This is a genomic window from Neisseria subflava, from assembly GCF_005221305.1.
GTDB lineage: Bacteria > Pseudomonadota > Gammaproteobacteria > Burkholderiales > Neisseriaceae > Neisseria > Neisseria subflava.
This window is the reverse complement of sequence record NZ_CP039887.1, coordinates 2,138,463-2,160,470: the sequence shown is the minus strand read 5'-3', so window position 1 is coordinate 2,160,470 and position 22,008 is coordinate 2,138,463. Positions and strand designations below refer to the sequence as shown.

Sequence of the window (22,008 nt, the reverse complement as noted above, 5' to 3'; positions counted from 1 at the left end):
GCAAGCACATTTGCACGCTAATTGAGACCTTTGCAAAATTCCCCAAAATCCCCTAAATTCCCACCAAGACATTTAGGGGATTTTTCATGAGTACCTTCTTTCAGCAAACCACCCAAGCCATGATTGCCAAACACATCGACCGTTTCCCACTAATGATAGAAAAAGGTCGTCTGAAAACCGTTTTTCCGTTTTCAGACGACCTTTGTTCTTTGCTTGGTTTAAGCGGGTTACGCCGTTTTCTTTTCGCGTATCGGCAGGTTCAGCAAAGCCGCCGCCCCCGCCAGCACCGCATCGGCATACCACATCCAGCCGTAATCGTTGAATTGATAAATCACGATGCCGCCGATATACGAGCCTAAAAAGCCGCCGATTTGGTGGCTCAACATGGTCAGCCCAAACAGCGTCGCCAGATAGCGCGTGCCGAACAGTTTGCCCGTAATCGCGGCGGTCGGCGCGACGGTAGCGAGCCAAGTGAAGCCCAGCGCGGCGGCGAAAATGTAGAAATTGACGTCAGTTCTCGGGGCGGCAAGGTAGATCAGCACCATCGCCACGCGCGAGGCGTAGAGTCCGAACAAAACGTATTTGCCCAAAAACCGCCCCGTACACCAGCCCGAAAAAATGCAGCCCGCGATGTTCGCCAAGCCGATAATCGCAATCGAAGTCGAAGCGACCGAAGCGGGCAGACCGCAGAGTGCGATTTCGTTGGGCAGGTGGGTTACTAAAAACGCGATGTGGAAACCGCAGGTAAAAAAGCCCAAGTGCAGCAGGATGTAGTTTCGGTCTTTAAACGCCGCTTTGACCGCCTGTCCCAGCGTTTGCCCGTTTTCAGACGACGTGTGGTGCGTAGCGACAGCGTTTTTGCCGCCCGCCAGCCACCACGAAATCGGCAGGATTAAAAGTGCAATGCCGCCCCAAACATAAAACGTTCCCGTCCAGCCGACGGCGGGCAATATCAACAAACCCTGCACCAGCGGCGCAAACAGAAACTGCCCCGCCGAACCGCCCGCGTTGACCAGCCCCGAAGCCAAACCGCGTTTGTGCGGCGGCACTTTCGCCGCGACTTGCCCCATGATGATGGAGAAACCGCCCGCACCCGTTCCGAATGCAAAAAGCAGCCCGATTGCCAGCATCAGCCCCCAATAAGTCGGCATTTGCGGCACCATCAGACAGGCAGATGCCAGCAACAGCGCGCCGCCGCCCAACACCTTAAACGCGCCGAAACGGTCGGCAAGCGCGCCGGAAAGCGGCTGGGATACGCCCCATATCAACTGGAAAACGGCAATAATCAGGCTGAACTCTTGGATGCTCAGCTCAGTAGAGTCGACGACCGGACGGACAAACAGCCCCATAGTCATGCGCATACCGATGGTAATCAGCAGGATGGAGGCGGCAGCAGTGATAACCAGCCAAAGGTTAGGGGATTTTTGCTGTGTGTGTGTCATGGTTATGGTTTGTTTCTATGAAAAAATGCCGCCAAAACAAGCGGCAGGATAAAGGATTTTAGCAAACGGGCTGACGCAGGCTAAATAACACCTAATGCTTTGATTATAGCCAAAACCTCTATCCGCGCCACGTTGTCCGTTTCCTTTCTATCTGAAAGGCAGGGAATGGGATACGGGCAGAAATACGGCACATAAAAAACGGCAAAGGTCGTCTGAAAACCCGAAATCCGATTTTCAGACGACCTTTGTGTTTCTGCGTCCTGCGTTAGAACGATTTGACCAGCGACAGACTGACTGCGTTTTGTTTGTAGCTGTACAGCCAGTCGGTGTTGCCGCTAACGCGGCGGTGTTTGTAGCTGAGGACGGGCTTGAGACCGGCGAATTTCCAGCGGTCCGTGCCTATGCTGAGGTGGTAGGTCTGCTCTTTGTCGCGGCGGCGTTGTTCGAGTACGGCGTTTTCTTCGCGGTGGCCGCGGATGCCGAAGGTGGCGGAGGCGGAGGCGTCGAAACCGGCTTCAAACATTTTCGCCGCACCCAGCCGTGCGGAGATGAGGCGGTAGCTGTCCACCGGTTCTTTGGCTTTGCGCTGCTGCCAGTCTATGCCGCCGTAGAGCATGAGGTCGTTGCGCGGGAAGTAGGACAGGGTGTTGTAAACGGAGATGAGGTTGCCGTCGAGCAGGCGGGTTTTGTCGGAATAGGAGAGGTGTTTCCACTCGGCTTCGGTGTTCCAAGTCCAGCTGCCTTTGTCGAGGTTCCACTCGCTGCGTACGCCGTAGGCGCGGTTGAGGGTTTTGCCGCCGCTGCCGTTCCATTCGACAAGCGGGGCAAGGGCGAAGGTGTGGCGGTGGTTTTCAAACTGGTAGCCTGCGCTGAGGTTGAGCGTGTGTTCGTTGAAGTCTTTATGGTCGCGGTAGAAGCGGCCGTAGCCGAGCGCGCGGGCGGCGATGCCGTGATGCCCTTTAATCTGCCAGCGGCGGACGGCGGTGGCTTCGTATTTGATGCCGTTGGCGGAAATGGGCTTGTCGCCTGAAAATTCTTCCCAACATTCGCCGTCGATTTCGGTTTTACACCACGTTGTGCCGCTGGCTTCGTTGATGTTGCTGTTGTGGACGGCGCCGACGGAAAGGCTGCCCTGCCAGCTTTGGCGTTGGTTTAAGGAATCGCGGAAATGTCCGATGTTTTCTTTGACGGCTTCGGGCAGGTCTTCGTTTTGAAGGCGCATAAATTCGGAAGTGGCTTCGCGGTTCAGACGACCTTCAAAGAGCAGGCGGGCGTAATCGAGCCGTCCGCGCGTGAAGTCGGAGTGGCGTTGCAGCAGGGTTTCGTAGTCTTGTTTGGCGGCTTTCCACCTGCCTTCGCCGCGGGCGAGCGAGGCGCGGGCAAAGAGGGCGATGTCGGGGTCGTATTCGGTTTGCTGTGTATAACGCTCGAGCAGCGGGCGCACGGTCTGCCAGTCGCTGTGGTTGACGGCGTTGAACAGGGCTTCGCCTTGGTCGGCTTCGGGATCGGTTTCGGCTGTCTGCCCGATGTTTTCCGAGGGAATGTCGAGGTGGTATTCGCGCACTTTTTGTTCCTGTTCCTGCATGGTTTGGCGGGTGTCCTGCCACAGGCGTTGCGCGGTACGGTCGTCTGAAAAGTCAGAACGGGGCGCGGCAAGGACGGGGGCGGCGAGAAAGAGGATAAGGCAGGCAGACGGTTTGTACATGATGTCGGCTTTCCGGTCGGCAGTTTTCAGACGACCTTGAGAAGGTTGGCGGGCTGGTGTTTAAAAAAGCCTGCGTGAAGCAGGCTTTCATTTTACTTAACTACGGATTTTAGCGTTTTACACCGCCGAATGCCGTATCCAAGTTGCGGTCGGTTTTAAACTTGGCAACACCGGCCAGCGCGCTTGCGTTGTGACCGAAGAAGTGGCCTTCGGTTTTACCGAAGTGGCCGTTGGCGCGGGCGTAGCCTTCAAACGATGCGCTGGACGGTTTGATGCGGGAATGGATGTCCATCTGTACAGCGTTGTTTTTCATAGAACCTGCCAAGACGCGTTGACCGAAGTCTGCGCGCAAAGTACCGACCATCGGGTTGTTGCCGGTGTAGTTGTTGATACCTTTGACGGCGTAGTTGGCTACGCCGGATACCGGCATAGAGGTAGCGCGTTTGTCGCCTGAGTAGAAAACGCCGCGGTTGGTGCCTTTGGCGTATTCTTTACCGACCCACTCGCCGTAATACACTTCAGAGCCGCCGCTCTTGATGGTGTTGAACGCATAACGGCCGAGGTTTTGACGGGTGTATGCGTCGTTGACCTGTACGGTTTTCACGCCGTTGCGGTCTGCTTTTGCCGGAATGCGGTTTACGTTGGTGTAATACACTCCTGAACGGTAGGCTGCATTTTTCATCACTTTTTCGCCTTCGGCTTCAGATGCAGGCTTACCCCATTTTTTGCCGTATTTGTGATTTTTGTAGCCATACTCGAATGGGTTATAGGCATTATTAGCGGCAAATGCGCCTGCGCTGAACACAACAGCCAAAACAGCAGCGGTGGTTTTTTGCAGATTCAGTTTCATTGAACACTCCTTGAGGTAAGACGATGGTGGGGAAAATTATGTTTCGTTGTGAGTAGAACATATCGTTATGTGAGGAGGTCTTTTTGTTCTACAAAACATTTTATAGGGGAAGTGTTAGCACAGAATTAGCAAATATCCTAAAAATCTCCAATAAGGCGAAAATATTTATTTTTAATTCGATACGACCTGTATCACCTGCCCCAAAACGGCAAAGAATATATTGAAACTGCCTGCCCGATACACCATAATGACCCTATAAATACCCGAAAAAAAGGTTAACGCCATGTGCCAACTGCTCGGCATGAATTGCAACACTCCCACAGACATCATGTTTTCTTTTGAAGGCTTCCGCCGTCGTGGCGGCATTACCGATTACCACGCCGACGGCTTCGGTATCGGCTTTTTTGAAGGCAAAGGCGTGCGCTTGTTTCACGACGACAAGCCCAGCGCCAACTCGCCTGTTGCCGACTTGGTACGCGCCTATCAGATCAAATCCGAAAACGTTATCGCCCATATCCGCAAGGCCTCACAAGGCCAGACCTCATTGGCGAACACTCATCCCTTCATGCGCGAGATGTGGGGCGAATATTGGCTGTTTGCACACAACGGCCATTTGATTGATTTTTTCCCCGAGCAGGGCGAGTACTACCATGCCGTCGGTTCAACCGATTCCGAACGCGCATTCTGCTTTATCCTCAACCGCCTGCGCAGTCGCTTTGCCACCAAGCCCGAACCTGAAGTTTTGTTTGACGCCATTGCCGGCCTAACCCATGAAATCCGCCGCCACGGTTTGTTCAACTTTGTGATGTCCAACGGCGACTGCCTGTTTGCCCATGCCAGTACCTTGCTGCACTACATCGTGCGCAAAGCCCCGTTTGGCAAAGCACGCCTGCTGGACGACGACGTGATGGTCGATTTTTCCAAAGTGACCACACCAAACGATAAGGTCTCCGTCATCGCCACCCTGCCCCTGACGCGCGATGAAACTTGGTCGCAGTTGGCAGTCAATGAATTGGTGATGTTTCAAGACGGCGATATCGTCCGCAGCGACCGCCCCGAAAATCCGGTTTATATGAGTGCGGAAGAAGGTTTGGAAATTGCCCGCGCCGTCGGCGTATCGGTTTAACTGTTGATTGACTGAAAAACTCAAGGCCGTCTGAAAAGCTCAACTTCACTCAAGTTGCCCTTTCAGACGGCCTTTTTATACTTAATCCAGCGAAAAAGCCTTTACTATACGAAAATAGCGCAATCCGCTACAATAATAGGTCACAAACAATAAATTCAATTGCTTAGCGACCTTGCCGAGCGTATGACAAGGAAACCCGATGAAGTGCCCGTTTTGCCAACACCCCAACACACAAGTAACCGACTCGCGATGGCTGGAAGACACCAACAGCATCCGTCGCCGTCGCAAATGCTTGGAATGCGGACAACGCTTCAGCACCTTTGAAACCGTTGAAATGCGGATGCCGCAAGTCATCAAATCCGACAGCACACGGGTTCCCTTCAATCCGCATAAACTGCAGACCAGCCTTGAGCGCGCGCTGCACAAACGCCCTGTTACGCAAGAACAAATCGATGAAACCGTTGCCCTTATCGAGCAACGCCTCTACCGTTTGGGCAAAAAAGAAGTCGCTTCGCACATCGTTGGTGAAATGGCAATGGAAGAGCTGGCAAAAATCGATCAAGTCGCTTATGTCCGCTTCGCGTCTGTCTATAAAAGCTTTAAAGACGTTTCCGAATTCACCCAAGTCATTGCCGAATGTAAAGCCAAATAAGGCCGTCTGAAACCATGTTTTCCGCACTTGATACCCAAATGATGCAAACCGCCCTCGAGCTGGCCAAGCTTGGGCGGTTTTCTACTTCCCCCAATCCCCGCGTCGGCTGCGTAATTGCACACGGTGCCCAAATCGTCGGACAAGGTTTCCACGTCAAAGCAGGCGAACCGCACGCTGAAGTTCATGCGTTGAGGCAGGCCGGAGCGGCGGCAAAAGGCGCAACCGCCTATGTCACGCTGGAACCTTGCAGCCATTATGGTCGCACACCGCCATGTGCCGAAGCGCTGGTTCATTCCGGCGTAACGCGCGTGGTCGCCGCCATGACTGACCCTAACCCGTTGGTCGCAGGCAAAGGCTTATCTATGCTGGAAGCCGCCGGAATACGTACCGAAAGCGGTTTGTTGGAAGCTCAGGCGCGCGAACTCAACCGCGGTTTCCTGTCGCGTATCGAACGCGGCAGACCGTTTGTTCGCCTCAAATGCGCCGCCAGTTTAGACGGCAAAACCGCCCTTTCAGACGGCCGCAGCTTTTGGATTACCGGCGAAGCAGCACGCGAAGACGTACAAATTCTCCGTGCCGAAAGTTGCGCCGTTTTGACCGGTATCGGTACCGTACTTGCCGACAACCCGAAACTCAACGTCCGCTGCTTCCCCACCCTGCGCCAACCTGCGCGTATCGTCTTGGACAGCCGACTGCAAATCCCTTTGGACTGCCACCTCGTTACCGATACTGAAAGCCCGACCGTTATCGTTACCCTTTCCTCAAACGAACAACGTTTGCAGGCTCTACGCACATTTGAACATATCCGCATCATCAGGCCGTCTGAACACATCAACGGCCGCATCAATCTTCTTTCACTCATGCCGCAACTGGCAGAGTTTGGCTTTGGCGAAGTTCTGGTAGAAGCCGGCTCCACACTTGCTTCAGCCTTCCTGAAGGATGACTTGGTGGATGAAATCGTCCTCTACCAAGCGCCGAAACTGTTAGGCGCAGGCAAACCTCTTTTCTCCCTTTCTGAAAATCCGGCCGCCCTACTTTCAGACGGCCCTTGGCAAAGTCAATCGGTGGAAATCATCGGGCAGGACATTAAATGGGTTCTCCAAAAAAAAATCCGTCTAATTGCCTCAGCTTAATAATTAAATCATATTCAATAGAATATATTTATCATTTATATAGCAATAAATGTAATTTTTTCGTCAATATATTATAATGACTATAGCGTATTTCAATTTAAAACTTTGACTTAAGTTAACTATCCTCAAGCTGATTATCGACAAATTTTCCTTTTTTCATCACGAAATAATGGATTATTAAGATAAGTTAAGCCACGAAAATTTATTAAAAGTTTTTATTCTAGAAGGGTTTTAAACGGCATAAACGGTAGTTTCATTTCATGAACCATGCATTTGACAAAACAATATCTAAAATCAAAACATGTAGTTGAATGTAACTTCTAAAAATTAAGCATTCAAAAATACCGTTTTCATGCCTTATAGGCCGTCTGAACGACCATTAAACTTTTTTGATTGAGACGAATCAGATAAGTGCTTATGATTTTGTCTAGTGTAATTATAAGTATGGGTTTAAGGCTTCACACAATATGGCAGCCGGCTATGGCTATGCGGTTGCAGCAAACAACTCAGGCATCGGGCAAACATCCCGATTTACTCATTCATTAAACGAAAGACATCATGAAAAACATTACGATACAAAAATTTGCCGATAAGACCGCAAAAATCGGTATCGTTGGCTTAGGCTACGTCGGTTTACCACTGATGTTGCGCTATGTGGATATCGGTTACCAAGTTTTGGGTTTCGACATTGACACCAACAAAGTCGACAAGCTCAACAAAGGTGAAAGCTACATTGAGCATATCCCTTCCGACAAAATTGCCGCTGCTTCCAACAGCCTGTTTGAAGCAACGACCGACTTCTCCCGCATCGGCGAAGTAGAAGCCGTCATTTTGTGCGTACCGACTCCGCTGAACAAATACCGCGAGCCGGACATGAGCTTTGTGATTGACACTACCGATGCGGTAAAACCTTACCTGCGCGCCGGTCAAGTGCTGTCTTTGGAATCCACCACCTACCCCGGCACTACCGAAGAAGAATTGCTGCCGCGCATGGAAGAAGGTGGCTTGAAAGTCGGTCAAGACGTGTTCTTGGTTTACTCTCCTGAGCGCGAAGACCCGGGTAACCCTAACTTTGAAACCCGTACCATTCCAAAAGTCATCGGCGGCCATACCCCTGCTTGTTTGGAAGTCGGCCTTGCGCTGTACCAACCCGCCATCGATAAAGTTGTTCCAGTAAGCTCCACCAAAGCTGCCGAGCTGACCAAACTCCTGGAAAACATCCACCGCGCCGTAAACATCGGCCTGGTGAACGAGATGAAAATTGTTGCCGACAAAATGGGCATTGACATTCACGAAGTCATCAATGCCGCTGCAACCAAACCGTTCGGCTTCGTTGCTTATTACCCAGGTCCAGGCTTGGGCGGCCACTGTATCCCTATCGACCCATTCTACCTGACTTGGAAAGCACGCGAATACGGCGTAAACACCCGTTTCATCGAGCTGGCCGGTGAAGTGAACTCCCATATGCCCGACTACGTTATCGAAAAAGTCGGCCTGGCTTTGAATGACCACAACCGTTCTATCAAAGACAGCAAAATCTTGGTATTGGGTATCGCCTACAAGAAAAACGTGGACGATATGCGTGAAAGCCCGTCTGTGGAAGTGATGGACCGCCTGCACAAACTGGGCGCAGTGGTTTCCTACTCTGACCCGCACGTTCCAGAGTTCCCGCACATCCCCGGCCACCACTACTTCGACCTGAAGAGCGAAGCGCTGACCCCTGAAACTGTCGCCCAATACGATTGCGTGGTTCTGACCACCGATCACGACAAATTCGACTATGACATGATCACCGAACATGCCAAACTGATTGTCGATACACGCGGCAAATTCCCAGTAAAAAATCCTAAAGTCATCAAAGCATAATCTTGCTTCAGACGCGCCCGGCTGCCTCCGGTTTCCCCGACCGGGACGGCGGCCGGTTTCCCAAGGCCATTTGTTTTTCAGACGGCCTTGGCAAACCGGCAACGGTAACAACACATACCTTACGAAAAACGCTCAGCTCGAACTTCTGGCCGTCTGAAAACAAATAATATGAACGCGAAAAAAATCCTCGGCTTCGCATTGGGCCCGGTAGGAAGCGCCGCTTTCGGCCTGCTTTCCCTGCCACTCATCTCATGGTACTTCCCTGCGGAAGACATCGGCCGTATCGTACTCTTGCAGACCATTGCCGGACTGAGTATTCTGCTCTTGGGCTTGGGGCTGGACCAATCCTATATTCGTGACTATTACGCCGTTAAAGACAAGGCCGCGCTGTTCAAATCCGTTTTTTTATCGCCATTGATTCTGACTGTGGCGGTTGTGGTTTTAGTGTTATTGATAAACGCATCATGGCCGTCTGAAATCATTTTTGACATCCCCAGTGCAAATTTGGGGATTCTCTTTCTGATTTTCTTGGCCACCACGCTGATTACCCGTTTTTTAGCCCTGATTTTGCGGATGAAAGAGCAGGCATTGGCTTTTTCCGTCAGCCAGCTTGCGCCGAAATTCTTGATTTTGGTGTTGGTTTTTGCCGTGATTGCTTCCGGCTTGCCTACCAATACTACTTCGCTGGTTTTTACCTACACCGCAGCCCAAGTGCTGACCGTTGTACTGTTGATATATCAGCTGTGCCAAGACCTGCAAGCCGTTTCCCATGCGAAATGGTCGCCCGAGCTGCATCGGGACGGCCTGCGCTACGGCCTGCCGCTGGCATTCGGCAACTTGGCCTATTGGGGCCTGACTTCGATTGACCGCTTTGTCCTCAAAGACATCTCGGGTTTGGACGAATTGGGCATTTATTCGATGGCAGTCAGCTTTGGTGCCGTCGCCCTGATTTTCCAAAGTGTGTTTTCCACCATTTGGGCGCCTTTGGTGTTCAAATGGGTAGAAGAAAAAACCAATCTGGACAAAATCGGCGACATCACGCTTTCCATGACCGTCCTCATCAGCGCAATGATTTGCCTCATTGGGATTTTCTCGCCGATGGTGACCTGGATACTGCCGGAAAAATACACACAGGTTCAATTTATCCTGCTCTCGTGTATGCTCTTCCCCCTGTTTTACACGCTGACCGAAGTCAGCGGCATCGGTTTGAACGTCGTCCGCTCGACTTGGCTGATTACCGTCATCAACATCGTTGCCTTTATCGCCAATACCGCCCTGCTCTATCTGCTGGTACCGAAATTCGGTGCAAAAGGTGCGGCTATGGCCAGCGCAACGGCTTTTTGGCTGTTTTTCATCTTTAAAACCGAATTCTCTTCACGCCTATGGCAACCTTTGCCGCGCCTGAAGATCTATACCAATTCAACGCTCTGCCTGATGATCTGCCTTGCCTACACTTGGCTGGGTACGCGCGACAACTACATTTGGTTTGCGCTGGCATGGGCAGTCGGACTGGGTTTCCTGTTCCTAAAATACAAACACGCACTATTTGCCGCGGCCGAAAAAATCAAAGCCAAATTAAACCGTTCGGCAAAATAGCCAACCTGAGATTCACGTCTCTACGATAACAACAGAATGACCATGAAAATAAAACGTCTGAACTTATACACTTACATCCTATACATCATGCTCGCAGCCTATATGCTGGGACCCGCGCTGTCCTTTAAGGTCGGCGTGCCGCGTATCGACAACCCGCTGACCCTGATATTTGTACTGCTTGGTTTTGTCGTATTTTTTCTGGAAAGCAAGCATATTCCGCGCAAGATTTTTGCCATGCTCTGCGCCCTGACCGCCATGTGCATCTGGCCTGCCATCCACATGGGTATTACGTCGCTGACGCCGACGCAGTACATGGATATTTTGTTTTTTATGGCGATTCCGGCTTTCTTCTACTTGTTTTACCAAGTATCGAAACGTGCCGACGACCCTTTGGGAACGATTCAAAAGTTCCTCATCGTATTTACGCTGTTTATCGCCGTGCCGCCTTTTGCAGAGTTGGCCACCGGCATTCAGTTTGTGAGCGCCAGCGATGAATTGGCTATTGATGAAGGTTCACTCAAAGGCTTGTTCTTTAACCCGAACAACCTTGCCGCCACCGCAGTCTGCCTTGCACCTGCCATTTTGTTTTTCTTCCAACTCCAAGGACGAAAACACAAAGAAAAACTACTGGGCTGGGGTTTGTTCCTGCTGTTGGGCATGGCCATTTTCGCCAGTGTATCGCGTACCGCCATCGGCTGTTACCTGTTGATTTTGCTGGTTTATACGGCCTATCGCAAAAACGGTTTTATTACAGTCGGCGTAGCTGGTTTGCTGGCGTTGGTGTTGTCGATGATTCCGTCACGCGCGATTGCGGAATTTTTGCTGTCGCTCAACGGCAACCAGTTTTTGGAACGTTTTTCCAGCCGCGTGTACCTCTTCCTGTACGACTTGGGCAGCGACAACTCCGTGTCCTACCGTCAGGAGATTTACAACTACTTCTGGAACAATCCGCCCCTGCTGCTGACCGGTTACGGTCCTAAAAACTTCCGCGAATATTTCGGCGGCCACTTGAGTAACAGCGTGGGTTTTGAAAATCCGCACAGTTTTATCATCGAACTGTATTTGGGTTTCGGCATAATTTCCCTGCTCGGCTTTATTGCATTTGTAGCGTTTTATTTCCTCTACACTGCCTCAAGCCGTGCACTAACCAATAAATCACGCGTACTGGCTTGGGTTACCTTGGGCATTTTCCTGCTGGCCGGTTTTATTCCATCCACCATTTTACGTATGCCGTTTATCTGGCTGCCCTGCCTGCTGATTTTTATTTACAGCGTATTTGTTGCGCCCAAGCTGAAAGATATGGCCGCTTACGCATACAACGAAACACTATACGATACGAAGAAACCATCATGAAAATCATCCTGACTACCTCCATGTCCGGTCTCGGTGGCACTGAAAACGCCACTTTCCGCCTCGGCCGCCTGCTCAAACAACGCGGACACGATATCGTATTGGCCTCTTCAGACGGCCCTCTGATTCAGGAAGCGCAAGCATTGGGCATCCGTTGGCAGCCGATTGATTTTTACCAAGGCGGTCTTTTGGGTTACGTCAAAGGCATGTTTGCCTATATGAAGCTGCTGAAAAAAGAAAAACCTGATGTGATTCACTGCCAAATGGCGCGTATCGTTCCAGCCTGCGCCATTGCAGCCAAGCTCGCTTCGCCGAAAACCAAAGTGTTCTACCACGCGCGCGGCCTTGATCCGGAAACTTATCCAAAAATTGCCAAGCTTTTCGACAAGCTGGGCGTGTACATCATCGGCAACTGCAAACACGAACGCGAAAAACTCATCCGTTACGGTTTCCCTGCCAACCGCATCACCTACACTTACAACGCCCTGCACAAAGCGGATTTCGTTCCTGAAAAAACGGTCAAAGACTATGTCCAACTGGGCACGCTTTCCCGTTTGGACACCGTCCGCGCCGTGCATCTGATGTTGGATATTTTGAAGAAAATGGTTGACCGCGGTATGCCTGTACGCCTCAACGTTGCAGGTATCGGCGAAGAAATGGACAACCTCAAAGCCCAAGCCAAACGTTTGGGCATTGAAGACAAAGTCACCTTCCTCGGCGGCGTCCGCGACTTGACCGGCTACTTCAAAGAAGTCGATATTTTGGTGAACACGCCGCATTGCGTAGGCGACCACGGCGCAGGTGTCGGTAACAATATTTTGGAAGCCGGCCTTTACGACACGCCTGTCGTGACCTACAACATGGCGGGCATTTCCGAAATGGTCATCACCGGTCAAACCGGCTACTGCATTCCTTTCGGCGATGACGAAGCGTTTATCGAAGCCGTCGATACACTCATCAAGCATCCAGAGTTGCGCGGTCAAATGGGTAAAGCCCTGCACAAACACGTCGAAACCTTATGCTCCGACGACGAAATCTACCGCACCACCATGGCTGCGTACGAAATGTAAGGCCGTCTGAAACATGAACATTACCATCGTCGCCCCTTATTGCTCGCTGCCGTCCGAGCCGCATTTCAACCGCTTCTGGTATCTTGCCGAGCTGTTGTCGCAGTCACATGACGTGTTGCTGATTACCAGCAACTTCAAGCACTACGACAAATCTTTCAGACGGCCCGAAGATGCCGAGGCCGCCTCACAAGGCCGTCTGAAAGTCATGCTGTTGGAAGAAAGCGGATACAGCAAAAACGTGTCTTTAGGACGCGTAACCAGCCATCACCGCTTCGTCAAACATTTTGAAAAATGGTTGGAAAACTGCCGTCCGGGCGAACAAGACGTCGTCTTTTCCGCCTACCCGCTGATCGCCACCAACCTGCTTTTGGGCGAACACAAAGCGCGTTTGGGCTACAAGCTGATTATCGACGTGCAGGACGTATGGCCTGAATCCTTCTCCTCGGTCGTGCCGTTTTTGAAAAAAATCCCGCACAACCTGCTGCCCTTCTCCTCCCGCGCCAACCGTGCCTACCGCTACGCCGACGCGCTGGTTGCCGTATCGCAGACCTACCTCGACCGCGCCAAAGAAGCCAATCCGAACGTACCCGGCGAAGTCGTCTATATCGGCGCGGATTTTCCGAAACTCGATGCCGCGCCGGCAAAAGACTTCGGCAACGACAAAACCCGCTTCTTCTACTTGGGTACGCTCAGTTACAGCTATGACGTGGAAACCGTGTGCAAAGGCATTCGGAAACTTTTGGACGACGGCGAAAATGTAGAGCTGCACATCATGGGCGGCGGCCCCGATTTGGACAGGCTCAAACAATACGCCTGCGAGGGCATCCAGTTTTACGGCTACGTCCCCTACGCCGAAATGATGTCGGTCGCCAAAGGCTGCGACATCTCCGTCAACGCCATCCATTCCTACGCCATGCAGTCGATTACCAACAAACTGTCCGACTATATGGCATTGCAAAAACCGATTTTAAACAGCCAGGTCAACGACGAAGTCGCCGAAGTCCTCACCCTGCTGCCGCATGCGGACTACCGTTCCGGCGATGTAGACAGCTTCGTCCAAGCCGCCAAAGATATTCTGGCGCGCAAAAACGACCCCGTTCAATCCGACGAAATCGTCCGCCGCTTCAAGCGCGATGTGGCGTATCAAAAAATCGTCAACCTGATTGAAAGATTAGCTCATGAATAAATTTTTCAAACGCCTGTTTGACATTGTTGCCTCCGCTTCAGGGCTGATTATCCTGTCGCCTGTGTTTTTGATTTTGGTGTACCTCATCCGCAAAAACCTAGGCTCGCCCGTGTTCTTCATCCAAGAGCGGCCGGGCAAAGATGGCAAGCCGTTTAAAATGATCAAATTCCGCTCCATGCGCGATGCAGTCGATAAAGACGGCAACCCGCTACCGGACAGCGAGCGGCTGACCCCTTTCGGCAAAAAATTACGTGCCACCAGTTTGGACGAACTTCCTGAATTATGGAATGTCTTAAAAGGCGAGATGAGTCTAGTTGGCCCTCGTCCGCTGCTGATGCACTACCTGCCGTTGTACAACGACTTCCAAAACCGCCGCCACGAAATGAAACCGGGCGTGACCGGTTGGGCTCAAGTCAATGGCCGCAACGCCATTTCATGGGATGAAAAATTTGCCCACGATGTTTGGTACATCGACAACTTCAGCTTTTGGCTGGATATCAAAATTTTGTTCCTGACGGTTAAAAAAATCTTCGTCAAAGAAGGCATCTCAGCCGAAGGAGAAGCCACCATGCCTTATTTCACGGGTAATAAAACTGATGAAAAAAAATAACATACTGATTCTGTCGGCAGGTCGCCGTGTCGAATTGGTGCAGGACTTTCAAACCGAAGCCGCACGTTTTTCAGACGGCATCGGCGTTTTTGCCACTGACCTCAACCCACACATGTCTTCTGCCTGCCATGTTGCCGACCGCGCTTTCAGTGTGCCGCGTATCGATGCAGCCGAATACATTGACAGCATTCTCGAGCTGGCCCAACAACACGACATCGGTCTGATTGTGCCAACCATCGATACCGAGCTGCTCAAACTGGCCGAAGCACGTGACCGTTTTGAAGCTGAAGGAATACATATTGTCATTTCCGATGCAAAGCTGATTACCCTGTGCTGCGACAAGCGCCTGACCGCAGGCCTGTTTGCACAATACAGTATCCGTTCGCCTGAAATTTACGAACGTGACCGCCTGATTTTCCCATGTTTTGCCAAGCCTTATGACGGCAGCCGAGCCATCGGTGCGAAAAAAATCAACGCACCGGCTGATTTGACTGTCGACATTACCGAAGACCCGAAAATGATGTTCGCCCAATACATCGATATCGAGAATACTTTCTCCGAATTTACCGTCGATATGTATTACGACCGTCAAGGCCGTCTGAAATGCGCCATTCCTCGCGAACGTTTGGAAGTGCGTACCGGCGAAGTCAGCAAAGGCGCAACCCGACGCAATGCCCTATATGAAGAGCTGGTTGAAAAAATGGCCGTATTGGAAGGCGCACGCGGCTGTATTACCGCGCAATTCTTCGTCAGCAAAACCGACAGCACGACCTACGGTGTGGAAATCAACCCGCGTTTCGGCGGCGGTTTCCCGCTGACTTACGCCGCAGGCGGCAACTATCCGGGCTGGCTGATTCAAGAATACATCGGCGGCCAAGACATCCCTTTCTCCGACGACTGGGAAAACAATTTAATCATGCTTCGTTACGATGCTAAAGTTTTGGTAAGAGAACATGATTAAGCCGGAAGAATCCGTCATCGTCTTCGATCTTGACGATACGCTTTACTCTGAGTACGACTACAAATGCTCCGGAATACAGGCAGTTGTAGGGATAATTACGTCGCTTTATCCTCAATACAATGCTGACGTACTAAATGAAATTGCAGACAATAAAAGTAAAGACTGGCTCGATAATTTGTGCCATCATTGCAAATTAAACGAATTAGAGAAACAATCACTTTTGTGGCAATATCGACTACACAGGCCTGTTATCCGACCCTATGTCGAACCGTCTTTTTTACGGAAGCTGATGCGCCCTTTTGCCGCACGCGCCCTGATTACAGACGGCCGCAGTCTGACACAGCGTTTGAAAATACAGGCCTTGGGTTTGACCGATTTGTTTGACGACATTTTGATTTCGGAAGCCATGCAATCGGAAAAACCCGAAGATAAGCGTTTTGTCTTCCTGCAAAACAAATATCCGGCTGCAAAACGTTTCATCTACATCGGCGACAACATCAAAAAAGATTTTGTCGCACCCAACAAACTGGGGTGGCTCTCCATAGGCATCATGCCTAAGCCGCACAATATTCATCAAGCCGAGCCCGAGCAATACGGTCGTGAATACCAGCCCACCCTTTGGATAAACACCCTGGAAGAATTGACTACACTGACAACTTCCGCCACCGAAAAAGCAAATGCATAAGGGACATTTCTCCATGAAAATCTTATTTATGGGTCGTAAACAGGTTTCCGCCAACCTGCTTCGTTTTTTGACCAAACAAGACCATATCGAAATCGTCGGTGTCTTGACCGACAGCCATCTGCAAGGCTCGCCGACCACGGCCGCCGCGCAGGAATTGGGCTTGCCCCTGTACACCTTCGATACGGCTTTGGAAGCAATGCGAGAAGGCCGTCTGAAATACGATTTGGGCTTGTCCGTCCTTTACTGGCGCAAGCTGCGTGATGAATTCCTGAGCATTCCGACTTTAGGCACGATCAACTTCCACCCTGCGCTGTTGCCCGAATACAAAGGCACAGGCGGCTACAATCTGGCTATCATGGACGAGCTGAACGAATGGGGCAATACCGCCCACTACGTTGATGCTTCCATCGATACCGGCGAAATTATCGAAGTGGACCGCTTCCCTATCGACGCTGAAACAGAAACTGCCCAATCGCTCGAACGCAAAACCATGCAGGCATTGGAAGATTTCGCACGACGCATCATCACCCGCGCCATCGAGTCGAAAACCAAATTGCCGACCACGCCAAACATCGGTGGCCGCTATGTCAGCCGTGACGAAATGGAAGCCATGAAGCAAATCCGCGACGGCGACGATGTGGAGAAAAAAATCCGCGCGTTCTGGTTTCCGCCGTACGACGGCGCATACGTCAAAATCAACGGTCAGAAATACACCCTGATCAACCGCCAGCTGCTGGAAGAAATCGCCCCCAAAGGCTCAACCAGTCTTTTCGCAGGAAAAACAAATGCTTAATACATCACTCTCCCCATGGCCAAGCTTTACTCAAGAAGAAGCCGATGCCGTTTCCAAAGTCCTGCTGTCCAACAAAGTCAACTACTGGACAGGTACGGAATGTCGCGAATTTGAAAAAGAATTTGCTGCCTTTGTCGGCACACAATACGCCGTCGCCCTTTCCAACGGTACGTTGGCTTTGGACGTAGCCCTCAAAGCAATGGGCATCGGCCAAGGCGATGATGTGATTGTCACTTCGCGCACTTTCTTGGCTTCCGCGTCATGTATCGTGACCGCCGGTGCAAATCCGGTTTTCGCCGATGTGGATTTAAACAGCCAAAACATCAGCGCCGAAACCATCAAAGCCGCTTTGACGCCAAACACCAAAGCCATCATCGTGGTTCACCTTGCCGGTATGCCTGCCGAAATGGACGACATCATGGCTTTGGCCAAAGAACATAACTTGTGGGTTATCAAAGACTGCGCCCAAGCGCACGGTGCGAAATACAAAGGCAAATCCGTCGGCTCCATCGGCCACGTCGGCGCTTGGTCGTTCTGCCAAGACAAAATCATGACCACCGGCGGCGAAGGCGGCATGGTAACCACCAACGACAAAGAGCTGTGGAGCAAAATGTGGTCATACAAAGACCACGGCAAAAGCTACGATGCCGTGTACCACCGCGAACACGCACCCGGTTTCCGCTGGCTGCACGAAAGCTTCGGCACCAACTGGCGCATGATGGAAATGCAGGCTGTCATCGGCCGCATCCAGCTCAAACGCATGCCCGAATGGACTGCCCGCCGTCAAGCTCACGCTGCCAAACTGGCTGAAAGCTTGGGCAAATTTGCCAGCATCCGTTTGGTTGAAGTTGCCGACTACATCGAACACGCGCAATACAAGTTCTATGTTTTCGTCAAACCCGAACACCTGAAAGACGGCTGGACGCGCGACCGCATCGTCAACGAACTGAACGCACGCAAAGTCCCATGCTATCAAGGCAGCTGCTCCGAAGTGTATTTGGAAAAAGCCTTCGACAACACGCCTTGGCGTCCGAAAGAGAGTTTGAAAAACGCTGTCGAGTTGGGCGACACCAGCCTGATGTTCTTGGTACACCCAACCCTGACCGATGAAGAAATTGCGTTCTGCAAAGAAAACATCGAAGCCGTATTGACTGAAGCCACGGCATAATCATTTTCAGACGGCCTGCAACTTCAGGCCGTCTGAAAAAATAAAACAGCCTGCTTCAAACAATCCGTACCAAGCCACATTACAACACTCAGACACAAGAAATATAAAATGAACTTGGAAACCCTGCTGGCTCTGCCGCGCAACCTTAAAAAAACCTTCTTCGTCATTCACGATATCTTGATGATATTCGTGGCGTTTTGGTTTGCTCAAAGCCTCAAAGTACAATATTCCGACGAATGGTTGAGCATCGCCAACTGGCTGGCTTTTGGTAGCACTGCTGTGCTGACCATCATCCTTTTCATCCGTATCGGCCTCTATCGCGCCGTCACACGCTTCGTCAGCATCCGCGTCCTGACTTCAGCCGCATTCGGCAGCATCATTTCAGCGGTCTTGTTCTGCCTGACCACCCTGATTTTTGAACAAAAACTGCATCTTGCCCTGCCCATCGTCTATTTCTTGGTCTTGGTGGTCGGCGTAACCAGCTCGCGCATGATCCTGCGCGCGATTCTGACCGACCATCACCGCAAACAAATGACACCCGTCATCATCTACGGCGCAGGCCAATCCGGCCGCCAGTTGTTGGAAGCCATCAAACAGGTTAACGAATACTCGGCCATTGCCTTTGTCGATGACAACCCGAAAATCCAACGTACCGTCATCTATGATCTTGCCGTCTACAACCCCAATGAAATCCCGATGCTAATCAGCCGCTACGGCGTCCGCAAAATTCTGCTGGCGATTCCAAGTTCTACGCCGGAAGAACGCAAAGACATCATCCGCCGCCTCGAAGCATACAAATGCGAAGTCCTGACCATTCCGGGCATGAAAGATTTGGTTGACGGGAAAATCAACGTCAGCTCATTGAAAAAAATCTCTGTGGTCGATTTGCTCGGCCGCGCCCCTGTGGCACCGCGCCCTGAATTGATGAGCGCCGACATCAGCGACAAAGTCGTGATGGTGACCGGCGCAGGCGGTTCTATCGGCTCCGAACTTTGCCGTCAGATTCTCAACTGCCGTCCGACCAAACTGCTGTTGTTTGAATTGTCCGAATTTGCCCTGTACAGCATAGACAAAGAATTGCGCGAAACCCAAGCCGCGCAAGGCAGTCAAGTCGAAGTCGTACCGCTTTTGGGTTCGGTTCAAAACAAAGAACGCCTTAGCAGCATCATGAAGGCCTATCACGTCGACACCGTCTACCATGCTGCGGCCTACAAACACGTTCCTATGGTCGAGTTCAACACCATCGAAGGCATTCAAAACAACGTGTTCGGCACACTCTGCTGCGCGCAGGCTGCCGTAGATGTAGGCGTTTCCACCTTTGTTTTGATTTCCACCGACAAAGCCGTCCGTCCGACCAATACCATGGGCGCCAGCAAACGCATGGCCGAACTCTGCCTGCAAGCCCTTGCCGCCGAGCCGGAACAAAAAACACGCTTCTGCATGGTGCGTTTCGGCAATGTATTGGGTTCGTCCGGCTCCGTTGTCCCTGTATTTGAAAAACAAATTGCCGAAGGCGGCCCGATTACCCTGACCCACCAAGACATTACCCGCTACTTCATGACCATTCCCGAAGCAGCGCAACTGGTTATCCAAGCCGGCGCAATGGGTAAAGGCGGCGACGTATTCGTCCTCGACATGGGTGAATCCGTCAAAATCATCGACCTTGCCCGTCAAATGATTGTCCTCAGCGGCCTCAAAGTCAAAGACGAGCAACACCCACACGGCGACATCGAAATCAAGATTACCGGCCTGCGCCCGGGCGAGAAACTTTATGAAGAACTGCTCATCGGCGACGAGGTACAAAAAACCACTCATCCCCGTATTATGACCGCCAGTGAAGTAATGCTTCCATGGACGCAATTATCTGACATACTGTCGGAACTCCATACTGCCTGTCTCCAAAGCGACCAAAACAGCCTGCGCCAGCTTCTGCTGCGCGCACCGACAGGCTTCGTACCTAAAGACGGTATCTGCGACTTGGTTTGGCAACAAAACAATAAGGCCGTCTGAACATTTTCAGACGGCCCGGACACCATCCCGCAAGGACTACTACATGAAAAAAACGCTCTCCCTGCTTACTCTATTCGCACTGACTGCCTGTAACAGCACGACAGTCATTCCTGGTTCAACCATCAAAACCAGAACCAAAACCATTGTTTACACCGATACCGACACCGCAGCCGACACCAACCTCGACAGCCGCGTTGCCGTTTACCCCATCACGCCCAACCTGATTGAAAAAATGCGTAAGCCGCCTGTACTTTCCCAAAACAACCAAGGTTTGGAGCAAAGCAAAAGCGCTTACCGCTACCGCATCGGCAGCGGCGACGTCCTCAATATCATGGTTTGGGCGCACTCCGACCTTAACTCCCCTATCCAGCAAAGCAACCCGCAAACCAACCAAGTCAGCCGCGGGGCCTGGGTAGATGAGGGCGGTTATATTACTTACCCGCTGGCAGGCAAAATTCAAGCCAAAGACAAAACTTTGGACGAATTGCAAAACACCCTGACCAACCTTCTGAAACGCTACATCAAAAACCCTCAAGTAGCCATCAACGTTACCGAATTCCGTTCGCAACGCATTTCAGTATCCGGTGCCATCAACCAAGCAGGTCAGCTGCCGATTACCAATATCCCGATGACCATTTTGGATGCCATCAACCAAGCAGGCGGCGTTACCCAAAGTGCCGACACCCAACACATCAAATGGACGCACAACGGCGTCGACCGCACCATCTCCCTGCAAGACATGCTGCAATACGGCGATATGTCGCAAAACCATCTTCTCAGCCATGGCGACATCGTTTACGTTCCTAACAGCAGCAACAACAAAATCTACATCATGGGCGAAGTCGGCAAACAAGCCACACTGCCGATCGGCAATCACGGCCTCAACCTGACCCAAGCGCTCGGAGAAGTCGGCGGCATGAACCAAAACTATGCTGACGCAACCGGCGTATTCGTAATCCGCCGCGCACCAGAAGACGCGGCCAAACCTATCCACATCTATCAGCTCAACCTGAAAGATGCGACTTCTTACGCATTGGGCAGCGAATTCAAACTGCGTTCGGAAGATACCGTTTACGTTACCGCCGCCCCGGTTACCCGTTGGAACCGCGTAATGTCACAAATTACCAACTCCATCAGCAACGTCAACACCCTCGACAATACGTTTAGATAAACAGTGGTTCCTGCTGTCAGACCCTTGTTTGACAGCAGGATACAAAATCACGCACAATCCAAGCTAATTACATAAACGGCATACAAAAGCCGTACACACCGCACAAACGGAAAAGCAGTATCTTATAGTCTGACTCACGTTTCTTTCAGACCATAAACCGAAAACAATATCATGTACCACAACATACTCATCGTCTGCCTAGGCAACATCTGCCGCTCCCCCACTGCAGAGCGGATCATGCAGAAAAAACTACCCGGCCATCAAATCAGCAGCGCCGGCATAAAAGCACTGGCAGGTAAGGATGCCGATTTCCAGGCCATTAAAACCGCACTCAAACACGGCGTCATCGTTGCAGGCCATACGCCACGCCAACTGACCGCCCTGATGTGCGAACAGGCCGATTTGATTCTCGTCATGGAGCCCAGTCAAATCGATATGGTGGCCGACATCCATCCGCCGGCACGCAGCAAAACCATGCTGTTTGCCCAATGGTTGCCTAAAAAAACCATACCTGACCCATACAAACAAAGCAGCGAAATGTTTGAAGCCGTTTTTGAACAGCTCAATGCTGCCGCAGACACTTGGAAAACCAAACTAAACGGAAAAACTCAACCGGTATAAAACCGGCATGAAC

At 51.4% G+C, this 22,008-nt stretch carries 19 protein-coding genes; 16 read left to right on the top strand and 3 right to left on the bottom strand.

The genetic code is table 11. The features are described 5' to 3' along the window. Nucleotides 1-227: 227 nt before the first annotated feature. From FAH66_RS10570 to FAH66_RS10560, 3 genes are all read right to left on the bottom strand, one after another. Nucleotides 228-1,442 (bottom strand): MFS transporter, encoded by a 1,215-nt coding sequence (locus tag FAH66_RS10570; protein ID WP_137041552.1) that lies wholly within the window; start codon nt 1,440-1,442, stop codon nt 228-230. 265 nt (nt 1,443-1,707) lie between these two features. Next, nucleotides 1,708-3,147, bottom strand: coding sequence for a surface lipoprotein assembly modifier (locus FAH66_RS10565; protein WP_137041551.1), 1,440 nt, complete (start codon nt 3,145-3,147; stop codon nt 1,708-1,710). A gap of 109 nt (nt 3,148-3,256) precedes the next feature. After that, on the bottom strand, nt 3,257-3,997 hold the full coding sequence (locus tag FAH66_RS10560) for a Slam-dependent surface lipoprotein (RefSeq protein ID WP_137041550.1): 741 nt from the start codon (nt 3,995-3,997) through the stop codon (nt 3,257-3,259). A 283-nt stretch (nt 3,998-4,280) separates the two neighbouring features. On the opposite strand from FAH66_RS10560, the gene FAH66_RS10555 reads away from it, so the two are divergent. The 16 genes from FAH66_RS10555 (at nt 4,281) to FAH66_RS10480 (ending at nt 21,995) form a co-directional block, all read left to right on the top strand. Further along, nucleotides 4,281-5,123: a class II glutamine amidotransferase gene (locus FAH66_RS10555; protein WP_003684485.1), complete on the top strand. Its 843-nt coding sequence runs from the start codon at nt 4,281-4,283 to the stop codon at nt 5,121-5,123. Between the two features lie 199 nt (nt 5,124-5,322). Continuing rightward, nucleotides 5,323-5,775 carry a transcriptional regulator NrdR gene (nrdR, locus tag FAH66_RS10550; RefSeq protein ID WP_070631158.1) on the top strand — a complete coding sequence of 151 codons (453 nt, stop codon included), beginning with the start codon at nt 5,323-5,325 and terminating at the stop codon, nt 5,773-5,775. A gap of 14 nt (nt 5,776-5,789) precedes the next feature. Then, nucleotides 5,790-6,908, top strand: a complete 1,119-nt coding sequence (gene ribD, locus FAH66_RS10545; RefSeq protein ID WP_137041549.1) for a bifunctional diaminohydroxyphosphoribosylaminopyrimidine deaminase/5-amino-6-(5-phosphoribosylamino)uracil reductase RibD — start codon at nt 5,790-5,792, stop codon at nt 6,906-6,908. Between the two features lie 558 nt (nt 6,909-7,466). Then, a complete protein-coding gene (locus FAH66_RS10540) occupies nt 7,467-8,774 on the top strand; it encodes a nucleotide sugar dehydrogenase (RefSeq protein WP_004520865.1) in 1,308 nt (435 codons plus the stop codon). 168 nt (nt 8,775-8,942) lie between these two features. Further along, the gene (locus tag FAH66_RS10535; RefSeq protein ID WP_137041548.1) at nt 8,943-10,370 is read left to right on the top strand and encodes an oligosaccharide flippase family protein; all 1,428 of its coding nucleotides are present in this window, start codon (nt 8,943-8,945) and stop codon (nt 10,368-10,370) included. Between the two features lie 42 nt (nt 10,371-10,412). Next, a complete protein-coding gene (locus FAH66_RS10530) occupies nt 10,413-11,723 on the top strand; it encodes an O-antigen ligase family protein (RefSeq protein ID WP_003684579.1) in 1,311 nt (436 codons plus the stop codon). After that, entirely contained in the window at nt 11,720-12,790 is a 1,071-nt protein-coding gene (locus FAH66_RS10525; RefSeq protein WP_137041547.1) for a glycosyltransferase family 4 protein, read from the top strand. The genes FAH66_RS10530 and FAH66_RS10525 overlap by 4 nt, the downstream gene beginning before the upstream one ends. 13 nt (nt 12,791-12,803) lie before the next feature. Continuing rightward, nucleotides 12,804-13,976: a glycosyltransferase gene (locus FAH66_RS10520; RefSeq protein ID WP_137041546.1), complete on the top strand. Its 1,173-nt coding sequence runs from the start codon at nt 12,804-12,806 to the stop codon at nt 13,974-13,976. Next, nucleotides 13,969-14,586 (top strand): sugar transferase, encoded by a 618-nt coding sequence (locus tag FAH66_RS10515; protein ID WP_137041545.1) that lies wholly within the window; start codon nt 13,969-13,971, stop codon nt 14,584-14,586. Before FAH66_RS10520 ends, FAH66_RS10515 begins: the two co-directional genes overlap by 8 nt. Next, nucleotides 14,573-15,547 (top strand): ATP-grasp domain-containing protein, encoded by a 975-nt coding sequence (locus FAH66_RS10510; protein ID WP_137041544.1) that lies wholly within the window; start codon nt 14,573-14,575, stop codon nt 15,545-15,547. The genes FAH66_RS10515 and FAH66_RS10510 overlap by 14 nt, the downstream gene beginning before the upstream one ends. Beyond that, complete coding sequence (locus tag FAH66_RS10505) at nt 15,540-16,232, top strand: HAD family hydrolase (protein ID WP_137041543.1); 693 nt, start codon at nt 15,540-15,542, stop codon at nt 16,230-16,232. The genes FAH66_RS10510 and FAH66_RS10505 overlap by 8 nt, the downstream gene beginning before the upstream one ends. Nucleotides 16,233-16,245: 13 nt before the next feature. After that, entirely contained in the window at nt 16,246-17,025 is a 780-nt protein-coding gene (locus FAH66_RS10500) for a methionyl-tRNA formyltransferase (protein WP_137041542.1), read from the top strand. Continuing rightward, a complete protein-coding gene (locus tag FAH66_RS10495) occupies nt 17,018-18,193 on the top strand; it encodes a DegT/DnrJ/EryC1/StrS family aminotransferase (protein WP_137041541.1) in 1,176 nt (391 codons plus the stop codon). Before FAH66_RS10500 ends, FAH66_RS10495 begins: the two co-directional genes overlap by 8 nt. A 108-nt stretch (nt 18,194-18,301) precedes the next feature. Continuing rightward, on the top strand, nt 18,302-20,203 hold the full coding sequence (locus tag FAH66_RS10490) for a polysaccharide biosynthesis protein (RefSeq protein WP_070631178.1): 1,902 nt from the start codon (nt 18,302-18,304) through the stop codon (nt 20,201-20,203). 43 nt (nt 20,204-20,246) lie between these two features. Next, nucleotides 20,247-21,374: a polysaccharide export protein gene (locus tag FAH66_RS10485; RefSeq protein WP_003684536.1), complete on the top strand. Its 1,128-nt coding sequence runs from the start codon at nt 20,247-20,249 to the stop codon at nt 21,372-21,374. A gap of 171 nt (nt 21,375-21,545) precedes the next feature. Then, nucleotides 21,546-21,995, top strand: coding sequence for a low molecular weight protein-tyrosine-phosphatase (locus tag FAH66_RS10480; RefSeq protein ID WP_137041540.1), 450 nt, complete (start codon nt 21,546-21,548; stop codon nt 21,993-21,995). Nucleotides 21,996-22,008 lie beyond the last annotated feature (13 nt).